Genomic DNA, 13,135 nt, shown 5'->3' on the forward strand with positions numbered 1-13,135 from the left:
TGGTATCCAACCGATTGATAACGCATAGCTACATAACCACACATCTGACACATCTATATCTGGTTTAATTTCAACACACTCTAAGATATGATTTGAAATCGGAGAATTCACTGGTCATGGGGATTGTTTGCCTGGTCCCTCGCATAAATGCATAGAGACGTGCGGGCATCTCTACTGTGGTGTTCACCATTGACTCAACTGTATCCTTAAATTTTGCAGGATGCGCGGTCTCCATGAACACACCTACTTCACCCGGCAACAACAATTGCTTGAGCGCACGATAGCCTACCGCCCCATGAGGATCAAGAAGATATCCTGTGCGGTCGAAACAGTCAGCCATTGTCGCGGATATCAAACCGTCAGAATAGGTGGTGCCGGATATCAACGACGTTATCCTATCATGATCATTTCCGTAAAGATCAAGAATTCGTGCAAAATTACTCGGATCACCCACATCCATAGCATTGGCTATAGTGGACACGCTCGCTTTAGGTTCATACACTCCATTCTGCAAATAATTGAAAAACACATTATTGGCATTATTTGCAGCAATGAACCGCTTGACCGGAAGTCCCATGCGATGAGCTATAAGCCCGGCTGTGATATTTCCGAAATTACCGCTCGGAACACACATCACAATGCTCTCCCCTGCCCCAGCTTTCTTCAGTTGAGAATAAGCATTGAAATAATAAAATGCCTGAGGCAGAAACCGGGCCACATTTATAGAATTGGCTGATGTGAGAAGCAGTCGGTCATTTAACTCCTTGTCGAGAAACGCGCTCTTGACAAGACGTTGGCAGTCATCAAACACACCATCCACCTCTATAGCAGTAATGTTCCTGCCAAGAGTGGTGAACTGACACTCCTGCACAGGACTGACTTTACCTTTCGGATAAAGAACATGGACGTTAATGCCATCAATACCGAGGAATCCGTTGGCTACAGCCGAACCTGTGTCACCGCTTGTTGCCACAAGAACATTTACCTTGCGTCGGTCATCCCCTATTTTTATGAAATGCTGCAAAATACGCGCCATAAATCTCGCCCCCACATCCTTGAATGCGAGAGTAGGACCATGAAACAGTTCAAGACTATATATACCCGGCTCAACCTTGACCACAGGTGTCGGGAAAGAGAGTGTGTCACAGACTATCGAATCAAGTCGGTCAACAGGAATATCCTCCCCGAAAAAAGCGCGTGCCACTCGACAGGCAATCTCGTGAAATGACATTTCACCGATATTGTCAAAAAATTCCTTAGGAAGCCTCTCTATCCTTTCCGGCATATAAAGTCCACGGTCAGGGGCGAGTCCCTTCACTACTGCCTCAGCCAATGTGACATCGGGAGAATTATGGTTGGTGCTGTAATATTTCATAGTCATTTGATTTTCATAAATTCGTGCATAAACTCCATTAGGTGCAACGTCCCATATGAGCCTTTTGCGCAAGCTGCTTCGGAATATGCCAGCACATCATCAGGCTCTATGCCCTTATGCCATATGGTGAAAGGTACAGGCTCGGCACGATGTACACGTTCCTCAACCGGAGTCGGATGGTCAGGAAGCAGAGCCACTGCCACCGGCTCATCCCACATAGAAAGCTCCCTCATAATAGGTCCCACCACCCGGCGGTCAAGATACTCTATCGCTCTTATCTTCAGTTCAAGATCTCCGTCGTGACCCGCCTCATCAGCAGCCTCGATATGCAGGAACACGAAATCATCAGTGCGAAGTGCCTCCAACGCGGCAAGACATTTCCCCTCATAATTGGTGTCAACAAGCCCGGTAGCACCCTCAACATGCACAGAACGCAGTCCGGCATAGTGACCTATACCATTGATCAGGTCGACTGCTGTTATTACCGCACCTGTCCTTACATCCGGATACATCTGCTGAAGAGTAAGCATCGATGGGCGATATCCCTGGCTCCAAGGCCATATGGAATTGGCAACAGGTCTGCCCTGCTCTTCATGACGTTTGTTCAATGGATGCGCGGCAAGCAATTCCTGTGATCGGAGTATCAAGGAGTTAATCAGATCAGCTGTCTCGCGTGGCGACATCTTTCCAGGCAATGCGGTGTCATTTTCATCTATCGGTCTCACGAGGAGATTACGCCACTCCTTTCCGGGATTATCGTGAGGAGGCGTGGTCACAATGCGTTTGTCACCACCTTTTATCACCAAAAGATGGCGGTACTGTACCCCCGGAAGAAACTTTACACGGTCACTTCCTAACCTCCCGTCAAGCATCTTGATGATATCCCGGCCCTCATCAGTGGTGAGATGCCCGCCATGATGGTTCTGTATCAGACCGTCGGACGTGAGCGTAAGAATATTACATCGCATCGCCATATCGTCTGCCGTCATCTCATATCCCATACTGGCTGCTTCGAGCGGACCTCGCCCCTCATACACTTCAGTGAGGTCATAACCAAGAATCGTAGCATTTGCCACCTCGCTGCCAGGGTGAAGTCCGGACGGTATCGTGTGCAGCATCCCTGACCGACCTTCTGAAGCAAAGCGGTCAAATGCCGGCGTGGATGCATATTCGAGCAGAGTCTTTCCACCCAATCGAGCTACCTTATGGTCGCTCATTCCATCGCCGAGTATTATGAGATGCTTCATCCTAACTGTTGGCAGTAGATATGATATTTGCAAATACACCGGCGGCAGTAACTGCCGCACCGGCACCATAGCCCTGTATCAGCATAGGATACTCACGATAACGCTCTGTGGTAAGAAGCACTATATTGTTGGATCCTTCAAGACCATAGAAAGGATGACGTGAGTCTACGGCCTCAAGCCCCACACTCATCTTTCCCATCTCCATGCGTGCCACAAAACGCCAACGCTTGCCCTCAGCCTCAAGCACTTTGCGACGCTCCTCAAAATCGGCATCCAATTCCGGCAAACGCCTCCAGAACTCTTCGATGGAGCCATTCATTATATCCTCAGGGACAAAAAGACGCTTCTCCACATCCTCCTGCTCAGCATGATACCCACCCTCACGCGTAAGTATCACAAGCTTACGTATCACATCGGTGCCGCTAAGGTCTATACGAGGATCAGGCTCGCTATATCCCATCTCCTTGGCAAGACGCACAGTCTCTGAGAACGGTGTTTCAGCCGAAATAGCATTGAATATGAAATTAAGAGTCCCGCTCAGCACCGCCTCAATCCGTAGAATGCGGTCTCCGGAAGATCGCAGGTCATTTATGGTGCCTATTATTGGGAGACCGGCTCCAACATTGGTCTCATATAGGAATTTCACACCTCTCTTAAGGGCAGTTTCCTTAATAAGCTCGTAACTCTCATAGGAATTGGAGGCCGCTACCTTATTGGCTGCCACCACTGATATATTATGGTCAAGGAATGTCTGATACAGCTCTGCAATCTCCTTGGATGCGGTGCAGTCGACAAACACACTGTTGAAGATATTCATTTTCAGAATCTCGTCACGAAGGATTTCAGGTGAACACACCATCCCGTTATCGAGACTTCCACGATAGTCAGCAAGATCGATACCATCCCTGTCAAGCAAAAGACGCTTACTTGATGCGATGCCTACGACATTGAGTTTAAGACGATGTGTACGCATCAGCTCCTCCTGCTGTGAATGTATCTGTTCGATGAGCATACCACCCACAGTACCCACTCCGCAAAGGAAAATATTCACCTCCTTGTACTCACTAAGGAAGAATGAGTCGTGGATCACATTTAGGGACTTACGGAGCGACTCGCCATTGACAACAAATGAAATATTGGTCTCGCTAGCACCCTGCGCACACGCAATGACACTGATACCGCTACGACCGAGCGCACCAAACAATTTGCCGGCAATGCCCGGGGTATGTTTCATATTCTCTCCAACAATAGCCACAGTGGCAAGTCCGCTTTCGGCATGCATCGGATACATAGCACCTGTGCCTATCTCCTTGGCAAATTCCTGGTTTAGCACCCTTACAGCCTCAGCGGCATCCTCGTCACGAACACCTACCGAAGTAGAATTCTCTGACGAAGCCTGGCTGACCATGAATACCGATATGCCATTGTCGGCAAGAGCTGTGAATATACGCCTGTTGACACCTATGACTCCGACCATCGAAAGGCCCGTGACTGTAATAAGCGATGTCCCGCTGATGCTCGAAATACCTTTGATGGGCTTACAATCATCATCAATGGTGCTGCGTATCACCGAACCTGGAGCATCTGGATTGAATGTATTCTTTACCAGAATAGGTATATTCTTCACACACACCGGATATATCGTAGGAGGATACACAACCTTTGCCCCGAAATTGCAAAGCTCCATTGCCTCAACATAGCTGAGGGAATTGATGGTATAGGCGGTGGGTATCACCCTCGGGTCAGCTGTCATGAATCCGTCAACATCGGTCCATATCTCCAGCACTTCGGCATCCATAGCCGCTGCAATTATTGATGCCGTATAGTCACTTCCTCCACGCCCAAGATTGGTTATCTCCCCTGATTCGGCATCACTGGAGATAAAACCTGGCACTATATGTATATTACCGTCATATTCCGTACCCGCAAATTCCTTCCTCACAAGTTCAGCGGTAAGTTCCGTAGCGAGCATACTGCGATGACGCTTACGATCCGTCTTGATAAAAATACGTGAGTCATGAAGCACAGAACCAGGCACGAGTCTGTTGACAATAAGCGAACTGAGCCTTTCTCCGTAGCTCACTATGAGGGCCTGGGTCTTAGGGCTGAGGTCACGTATGAGGAACAGTCCATGATATATGGAAGCCAACTCTCCAAGAAGTTTGTCAACCTGGATTTTCAGTTCTTCAGGACGATCGGTTATCACCTGATCTATTATATCATGATGGCGTATGGTTAGTTTCTCAATACCCTCACGGAAAGTCTCGTCGCCACGGGCAGCCATGACAGCCGTGGCAATGAGCATATCTGTGACCCCTCCAAGGGCACTCACTACTACCACCACAGGCTTCTCGCACCCCTGAGCTATTTTGCTGAGATTCTGAATCCCTGAGACACTTCCTACTGAAGAGCCTCCAAATTTCAAGACTTTCATTAAAACCTAATTTTTATAAAATTTGGGTGCAAAAATAACAATTTACCACCGATTTTCCTTACACTTTATCCAATTATTCCATATTATTTATAATTATTTTTAAGCTCAACACATTTTTATTTCTTAAATCTTGCAAATTATAAAAACAGGCTGTATTTTTGTGGTATTGTGATAACTATGCCGATAAAACAGCATACATCATCCATAAAACCGACCTTAATATTTCCACAAAGATTTTGCACCCATTAATGTGGATGTAAACATCAATGGGTGCAAAATCTTACAATTATGATTAGCCGACTAACCGGTCAATCCTTTCTTTCTTCAAACTTTTTGCGATAGAACACGAAATCACGGCCAAGATATTTTTCACGCACAATGGGATTCTCGGCAAGCTCCTCCGAAGTGCCTTGAAAAAGTATCTTACCCTCAAAAAGCAGATAGGCACGATCAGTGATACGCAACGTCTCCTGAGCATTGTGATCTGTGATAAGGATTCCTATATTACGTTCCTTCAGATGATATACCACTGACTGTATATCCTCGACAGCAATAGGGTCCACACCCGCAAACGGCTCGTCAAGCATTATGAACTTAGGGTCTATTGCCAGACATCGTGCTATCTCCGTACGCCTACGCTCTCCTCCCGACAGACGGTCACCGAGATTGTGCCGGACTTTCTCAAGATTGAATTCTTTTATGAGGCTCTCAAGTTTATCTTTCTGATACTCCGGAGAAGTGTTGGTCATCTGTAACACTGCCTTTATATTATCCTCGACCGTGAGTTTGCGGAACACACTTGCTTCCTGAGCAAGATACCCTATACCGTTCTGAGCTCGTTTGTACACAGGATACTTTGTGATATTCATATCATTTATGAATATCTGCCCCTCATTAGGGGTGATTAGCCCCACAGTCATATAGAACGTGGTAGTCTTACCGGCACCATTAGGTCCAAGAAGCCCTACAATCTCACCTTGCTTCACATTGATTGAGACATGATTGGCAACTGTACGCTTACCATACTTTTTAACAAGGTTTTCAGTGCGGAGCACCATGTGCTCCGCATCACCGACAGGAAATTGTTCACCACCTGCATCGATGGTGGTGTCTACAGTCTTTGTATCGCCAGTCTCTGTGGTCATTTGGTCCATAACACAAATTTATTTGACACGCAAGCGGGATTCTATATAATCTGTAAGCAACTGTATCGCCACAACATTGCTTCCGCCCTGCGGCACAATGAGGTCAGCAGTCCTTTTAGACGGCTCTATATACATTTCATGCATCGGCTTAAGCACATCACGATAACGGTCAAGCACCATTTGAGGAGTGCGTCCACGCTCCACACAGTCACGTGCAATCACACGTATCAGACGCTCATCAGCCTCAGCATCAACAAACACCTTTACATCAAGAAGTTCCCGAAGCACAGGATCGGTCAGCACAAGTATCCCCTCAACAATCACCACCTCACAAGGACTCACCGGTATTGTTTCAGCCTGGCGAGTACATGTGAGATATGAATATGTAGGCATCTGAATGGTCTCGCCTCGCTTTAATGCCTTGATGTGACCCACCAGAAGCTGCCAATCAAAAGCAGCAGGCTCGTCAAAATTTATCTTACTACGCTCCTCCACCGGAACATGGCTTGAGTCCTTATAATAATTATCCTGGGGAAGTATCGCCACCTCTCCGGCTGGAAATGCATTTATTATCTTATTGACAACAGTGGTCTTGCCAGAACCTGTGCCTCCTGCTATGCCTATTACTAACATTCTCTTATAAGATTTTTATGCAAAGATACGGCTCACAGCCCGATTAGTAAAACTTTCGCACCAACTTTTTTCAAAAATATTTGTTAGAATTTAAAAATGGTTGTATCTTTGCATCAAAGATCACATCGTTTTCAAGTCTGTTTGAGGATTTTTAAATCATATCTTGATATAACTGTTCATTACATTCCGTCAACGAATTAGTACAATTATATTCGGCACGGAGTTCATCACGATTCACAATCAGTTATATATTTATTCCACCATTTTCACTTTTTATTACTGCCAGTCCCACATAAAGTCATGGTTCAATAATGTTGTAGCAGGTATTCTCGATGAAGAGATCTCACAGCAAAATGACCAAAGTAATAAAATACACAAGAAAACATTCCCCCACATATACACATATTAAATTATATGTATAATTTCGAAGAACTCAACAAGATGGATGAAGAGCGTCTGAAAGAAGCTGCCAACACCATCGGCATAAAAAAAATCAATATTGATGATAGGGAGGGTCTCGTATATGAGATCCTCGAAAAACAGGCTCGTGACCATGCCGCAAATGCATCGGCAAATGGTCCTACTCAGGAGAAACCTCGCCGACAGAAAAAAGAGCCTAAGGAAAATAACGCAGAGCGTAAGCAACGCCGCAAGAAAACAACTGCAGAAGAACCTATTGCGCAAGCGGAAGACACAATCACAGAAGCCATACAGCCTATAGAGCAGACTGCCTCCGCTGATGACACAGCAACGCTGGCTACAGAAAGCGCACCCAAACGCCGAGGCCGTAAGCCTAAAAATGCTCCTCAGCCTACCCAGCCTGATTCAGGTTCCGAGATCGTTGAATCAGAGCCGATGATCCCTGTTCAGACAGAGACAACACAACAGGAAGAGACCACACCCAACAGCACTGAAACACCGCGAGCCAAAAAGAAACGCGGCCGTCCGTCACGGCAGGAACGCCAGGAGCGAGAAAACACCCCGGATATCAACAATGAAGCAAACAATATGGCCGGTACAGAGCTCCAGACACCAATGGAGATTTCCGAAAAACTCCTCCCTGCACCGGAACAAAACGAACAGACACAACAGTCTGACATGCAGAATCCTCAACCGGAAAATGCCGAAACATCGGAACGCCCGCATAGAGGAGTGTTTATACGTCCTGGAGCCAATCTTGACAATCATGAGCAAGTAACAGCCAACGATGAGGAAACACCGCGCGAAAATCAACCTCGTGAAGGACAACGTGATTTCCGCCCGAAAGATTCATCATTCGGCTCATTCTTCCCACGCGCCGGCGGCAGAACTTTCGCTCCACGTTCACCTCAGGAAAAAGAACAGGCATCCAAATTAACCGTGGCATCCCCCATTGTAATCGGCGAGCCCGGAATGGAGAAGCCTCAGCAACAACAGGGAGGAAAAAAGAACAAGAAAAACCGCAACAAAAACTTTGATGCTGCGGCCGAAGAAAAAGCACGCTACCAGGCACAATACAATTTTGACGATATCATAGTAGCATCAGGCGTCCTTGAACTTGAGCCACAGGGGCATGGGTTCCTACGCTCAAGCGACTACAACTATCTTTCCTCGCCGGACGACATACTGGTATCCCAGCAGCAGATCAAACAATACGGTCTGCGTCCGGGTGATGTGGTAGAGTGCAATGTACGTCCACCGAAGGCTGATGAAAAATACTTCCCTCTGACCAAGGTACTCACAGTCAACGGACGGACTCCTGAATATATCCGTGATCGTGTAGCATTCGAGCATCTCACTCCACTGTTCCCTACCGAAAAATTTGACCTCACATCAGGTCGAAGCAGCAATATATCCACTCGTGTGGTAGACATGTTCTCTCCTATAGGCAAGGGACAACGCGGTCTTATAGTCGCACCTCCAAAGACAGGTAAAACCATACTGCTCAAAGACATCGCAAATGCCATTGCCGAGAACCATCCTGAGACTTACATCATGATTCTCCTCATTGACGAACGTCCGGAGGAGGTAACCGATATGAGCCGCAGCGTAAATGCCGAGGTGATAGCATCAACATTCGATGAGCCTGCCGAACGTCATGTGCGCATCGCTCAGATAGTTCTTGAGAAAGCAAAACGCATGGTGGAATGCGGTCATGACGTGGTGATCCTGCTCGATTCGATAACACGTCTGGCACGTGCATACAACACTTGCGCACCTGCTTCCGGCAAGATTCTTTCAGGAGGTGTGGACGCAAATGCCCTTCAGAAACCTAAACGCTTTTTCGGCGCGGCACGCAACATTGAGGGAGGAGGCTCACTCACCATCATAGCTACAGCCCTCACAGAGACAAGTTCCAAGATGGATGAAGTCATATTTGAAGAATTCAAGGGCACAGGCAACATGGAGCTTCAGCTCGACCGCAAGCTTTCCAACAAACGAATATTCCCTGCTGTCGACATCATGGCATCAAGCACACGACGCGACGATCTACTCCTGCGCAACGAGACTCTAAACCGCATGTGGATTCTGCGCCGTTTCCTTAGCGACCGCAACTCCATCGAAGCCATGGAATTCATAAAAGACCGGATGGATCGCACTTCCGACAACGACGAGCTTCTACGCACAATGGGCGATTGACCAAGACCAGCTAACAAATATACTCCATAAACCGACAGAGCATTTCCGGAATCGAATCGGAAATGCTCTGCTCTACTTTCCATAAATCCAACTAAAATGATACGAAAAGCCTCCATTCAGGACATCAATCAGATAACTGCGATCTACGACAAGATTCACTCGCTTGAGGAAAACGGTGTATATACGGTAGGATGGAAACGCGGCATATACCCCACTTTACAAACAGCCTTACGCGCTCTTGACCGCGATGACCTGTATGTCCTTGAATCCGACGGACACATATTCGCATCAGCTGTTATAAACAGCGAGCAACTGCCTGAATATACTGCCGGTAAATGGAAATACCCCGCCAACGATGACGAGGTACTTGTGTTGCACACCCTGGTAGTCGACCCGGACTCTACCCACAGAGGATTTGGAACCGAATTCGTAAGATTCTACGAATCATTAGGGAGATCTCTTGGTTACAGAGCTTTGCGAATTGACACTCAGACAAAGAACCGAAACGCCCGTCTATTCTATCCTGGATTAGGCTTCAGAGAGGCTGGCATCGTGGACAGCGAATTACGGCTGTGGGACAGTCGAACTGGTACTTCTTGAGAAAAGTCTGTGATGCCGCACTATTGCTACACCGACTCCTGCATTGATCTATACTTGTCCATCGCCACCTGTTGAAGATCGGCATCAGTGTCAACTTCATCCACAATCTCCTCTCCAAGCATGGTTTCGATGACATCCTCCATTGTAACGATACCTCTGAGACAACCGTATTTATCCTGAATCACTGAGATATGCTCCTTTTTTTCAAGCATTCTTTCCCAGATATTCAGCACACTGTCATCCTCGTTGAAACTGAGAATAGAGCGCATGATATCAGCAAGCCTTGTATCGAACTTGTCCTGAGCAAGCAGTTCAAGGACCATTGATTTCAGGACGTAACCCTTGACATAATCCTTATTGTCATTATAAACAGGTATGCGTGAATACGTTAGCTCCCCTTTGTCGAAGAACTCCTTGACTGTCATGGATTCGGGCACCGATACCACCACAAGATTAGGAGTCATTATATCCTCAGCCTTTATATTGGTGAGTTTTATAGTGTTCTGTATTATCTTGCTCTCCTGATGCTTGAGCACACCCTCTTCAGAAGCCACTGCCACCATTGCAGAAACCTCCTCACGACTGACAGAGACTGCCTCCTCATTAGAGGAAAATATTTTGGTGATATACTCGGAAAGCCATACAAGAGGATAAGTCACAATGACAAGGAAATGTATCACTGATGTAGACGGCAATGCAAGTCTACGCCAATAGGACGCACCTATAGTCTTAGGTATAATCTCTGAAAGCACAAGTATAAGGAGGGTCATTATTGCCGATATTATCCCGAATGAAGCCTCTCCGAACACTCTCACAGCCTCAGCACCCACCCCGGCAGCACCGATTGTATGGGCAATTGTATTAAGAGACAGAATTGCGGCAATCGGTCTGTCGATATTTGTCTTGTATTGTTTGAGGCGTGGTGCGTTCTTCGCCCCATCAGCCTCTTTCATTGTGATGTACGACATAGGCGTTGAAAGCAACACAGCCTCAAGCACCGAACAGAGAAATGATAGTGCAAGTGCGCCTATCAGATATACAAACATTAGAAACATAATAGAAATATTCTTGATGGTTTTTGTGATAGGGATTGTATTATAGCATATCTATGAACATTAATTTTAATTACATTATATTACTATAATACAACTTTTATAAAATTAACATAATAAAAAGTTGTTTAGTTCAAAAAAGCACGATTCTGTGTGAATATGCATGATTTCAGACCACAAATTTAATGTTTTTTCCTAATATTCGGAAAAAACGCATCCACAGAGCTATCATCTAAGTCATCTAAGACATTATTTTGCATATTTTAAGCACCCATAAACAAAGCTATGTATATTGATTGGTCTCACAGAACAAAGAGGTGCACCGGCAATTTCCGGCACACCTCATCATAAAAGAATTATACAGACATGTTTTACTTATTACCAGCCTCGTATCGGGTATGATATTCATCAAGCATCCTGCGTATCGCCGTACCGATCTTTAGATAATCGGATTCGTTGAGGTTGGCAAGCGAAACGCGCACTGACCATGCAGGTCCGTCAAAACCATCGCCATTGAGCAGCACAACGGCAGTCTCGCTGGCAAGACGTATCACAAAGTCGAGGGGCTCATAATTGTCCTGTAAATATTTGGCGAAGTCATCACCATAGAATTTCTTAGCCCATACCATTATATCTATCTCGGAATAGTAACCTGCCCGGAGAGAATCGACAAGCAACGTGAACCCTGTGGTCGACCAAAGAGCGTTCAGACGATCATTGATTGTATGTATCATAGTGGTCTGGTAACTATTGTCATCACGTGAATTAAAGTAAGCGAACGCGGCCATCAGTGTCATCTGCATCTGTTGTGGCATTGACAGTCCGGCAGTATGGTTGAGTGCGACAAGACGGCTGTCAGCAACCATACGGTCAATGAACTTTATATTCTGCGGATCGAGCGACAATGAAGAATATCGCCTGTTTAGATCGGCGGTCTGCTCAGGCGTAAGCCTGGATATCATATCGTCAAATACATTGTCCTTGTTGATGGCACATACAGCCAGACGCCAGCCTGTAGCCCCGAAATACTTTGAGAACGAATAGACACACATTGTGTTGTAAGGAAGCTCATACATAAGAGAATGGAAATCTCTTACAAAAGTACCGTATACATCGTCAGTGATAATCATGAGATTTGGATTATCATTTTTCACGATATCAATGAGTTGCTGAAGAGTATCAGGCGCAAGTGTATAGCTTGGAGGATTGCTCGGATTGATGACACACAGAAGCTTGATTGATGGATCACGAAGCTTATCCACCTCTTCCTTTGGATATTGCCACGTGTGATAACCGTCATGCTGTACCTTGTCGGCATTGATATTTACCACATCAAAGCCAAAGCGGTCAAGATGCGGGATTTCGATATACGGAGTGAATGCCGGAACCATAAGTGCCATTTTATCACCTTTGCTGATAAGTTTGTTTTCCTGAATAGAATCAAAGGCATAACACATACCGGCAGTGCCACCTTCTGTAGCAAACAGATCATAAGTCGACTTATCGTCACCACCACCCATGGCAAGCCGCAGATAGTCACGCACCATAGACTCAGCACTCTTAAGTATACGGTCAGGCGTAGGATATTGATCGCCAATTACGGCTTCGGCAAATTCATGAGCCAAAATATCCGGATCAAACTCATGCTTGGACACAAGATATTCAAATGTACGGCTTATGAGGGCGGCTCCACGCTCTTCTTTGTTATAGTCAAGAAACTTGCGAAAACGTTCGCCTATACCATCTTCCGAAGGTATCCCGGCAATGCCTACAGGATTATAGGTAACCCTGCGGCATTCCTCAAGTCCGAATTTCCCAAGAAGGAAGAAAGCCTCGCGAGGTTCGGTGGCTATCCAGTTGGGATTTCCTCGTCCGGCATTTAGAAACGTCGCAGTCGAATTGCGGGCATCGGTCTGAGCCATCTCTATAAGCCTGTTCTTGATCTCAAACGGGCTCATCTGCTTAAGACGCTTTTCCAAGTCTCGGTTCTCGGGACTGATTTTATCATTTTTCATTTTGGAGAGTTTTAT

Annotated in this window: 9 protein-coding genes; 2 read left to right on the forward strand and 7 right to left on the reverse strand. The window is 46.2% G+C overall.

Annotated features, from left to right (window positions below; all coding sequences use genetic code 11):
• Nucleotides 1-70 precede the first annotated feature (70 nt).
• From thrC to udk, 5 genes are all read right to left on the reverse strand, one after another.
• Nucleotides 71-1,375 (reverse strand): threonine synthase, encoded by a 1,305-nt coding sequence (gene thrC, locus EZ315_RS14545; RefSeq protein ID WP_135472721.1) that lies wholly within the window; start codon nt 1,373-1,375, stop codon nt 71-73.
• Nucleotides 1,376-1,377: 2 nt separating this feature from the next.
• Nucleotides 1,378-2,622, reverse strand: a complete 1,245-nt coding sequence (locus tag EZ315_RS14550) for a cofactor-independent phosphoglycerate mutase (protein WP_135472722.1) — start codon at nt 2,620-2,622, stop codon at nt 1,378-1,380.
• A 1-nt stretch (nt 2,623) separates the two neighbouring features.
• A complete protein-coding gene (gene thrA, locus EZ315_RS14555; protein WP_135472723.1) occupies nt 2,624-5,056 on the reverse strand; it encodes a bifunctional aspartate kinase/homoserine dehydrogenase I in 2,433 nt (810 codons plus the stop codon).
• Nucleotides 5,057-5,364: 308 nt separating this feature from the next.
• Nucleotides 5,365-6,114: an LPS export ABC transporter ATP-binding protein gene (gene lptB, locus EZ315_RS14560; RefSeq protein WP_135472847.1), complete on the reverse strand. Its 750-nt coding sequence runs from the start codon at nt 6,112-6,114 to the stop codon at nt 5,365-5,367.
• A gap of 105 nt (nt 6,115-6,219) precedes the next feature.
• Nucleotides 6,220-6,834, reverse strand: coding sequence for a uridine kinase (gene udk, locus EZ315_RS14565; protein ID WP_135472724.1), 615 nt, complete (start codon nt 6,832-6,834; stop codon nt 6,220-6,222).
• Between the two features lie 414 nt (nt 6,835-7,248).
• On the opposite strand from udk, the gene rho reads away from it, so the two are divergent.
• A complete protein-coding gene (rho, locus tag EZ315_RS14570; protein WP_135472725.1) occupies nt 7,249-9,453 on the forward strand; it encodes a transcription termination factor Rho in 2,205 nt (734 codons plus the stop codon).
• Nucleotides 9,454-9,549: 96 nt separating this feature from the next.
• Nucleotides 9,550-10,053, forward strand: a complete 504-nt coding sequence (locus EZ315_RS14575) for a GNAT family N-acetyltransferase (protein WP_135472726.1) — start codon at nt 9,550-9,552, stop codon at nt 10,051-10,053.
• A gap of 26 nt (nt 10,054-10,079) precedes the next feature.
• Here EZ315_RS14575 and EZ315_RS14580 read toward each other — a convergent pair whose 3' ends face one another.
• Entirely contained in the window at nt 10,080-11,108 is a 1,029-nt protein-coding gene (locus EZ315_RS14580; RefSeq protein WP_135472727.1) for a CNNM domain-containing protein, read from the reverse strand.
• A 368-nt stretch (nt 11,109-11,476) separates the two neighbouring features.
• Nucleotides 11,477-13,120: a bifunctional aspartate transaminase/aspartate 4-decarboxylase gene (locus tag EZ315_RS14585; protein WP_135472728.1), complete on the reverse strand. Its 1,644-nt coding sequence runs from the start codon at nt 13,118-13,120 to the stop codon at nt 11,477-11,479.
• Nucleotides 13,121-13,135: the final 15 nt, after the last annotated feature.

The organism is Duncaniella freteri, from assembly GCF_004766125.1.
In the GTDB taxonomy this organism is placed as follows: domain Bacteria; phylum Bacteroidota; class Bacteroidia; order Bacteroidales; family Muribaculaceae; genus Duncaniella; species Duncaniella freteri.

What these genes read in the sequence shown, in the direction of transcription:
- thrC (WP_135472721.1), bottom strand. Translation starts at nt 1,375, where the DNA reads ATGAAATATTACAGCACCAACCATAATTCTCCCGATGTCACATTGGCT.
- EZ315_RS14550 (WP_135472722.1), bottom strand. Translation starts at nt 2,622, where the DNA reads ATGAAGCATCTCATAATACTCGGCGATGGAATGAGCGACCATAAGGTA.
- thrA (WP_135472723.1), bottom strand. Translation starts at nt 5,056, where the DNA reads ATGAAAGTCTTGAAATTTGGAGGCTCTTCAGTAGGAAGTGTCTCAGGG.
- lptB (WP_135472847.1), bottom strand. Translation starts at nt 6,114, where the DNA reads ATGGTGCTCCGCACTGAAAACCTTGTTAAAAAGTATGGTAAGCGTACA.
- udk (WP_135472724.1), bottom strand. Translation starts at nt 6,834, where the DNA reads ATGTTAGTAATAGGCATAGCAGGAGGCACAGGTTCTGGCAAGACCACT.
- rho (WP_135472725.1), top strand. Translation starts at nt 7,249, where the DNA reads ATGTATAATTTCGAAGAACTCAACAAGATGGATGAAGAGCGTCTGAAA.
- EZ315_RS14575 (WP_135472726.1), top strand. Translation starts at nt 9,550, where the DNA reads ATGATACGAAAAGCCTCCATTCAGGACATCAATCAGATAACTGCGATC.
- EZ315_RS14580 (WP_135472727.1), bottom strand. Translation starts at nt 11,108, where the DNA reads ATGTTTCTAATGTTTGTATATCTGATAGGCGCACTTGCACTATCATTT.
- EZ315_RS14585 (WP_135472728.1), bottom strand. Translation starts at nt 13,120, where the DNA reads ATGAAAAATGATAAAATCAGTCCCGAGAACCGAGACTTGGAAAAGCGT.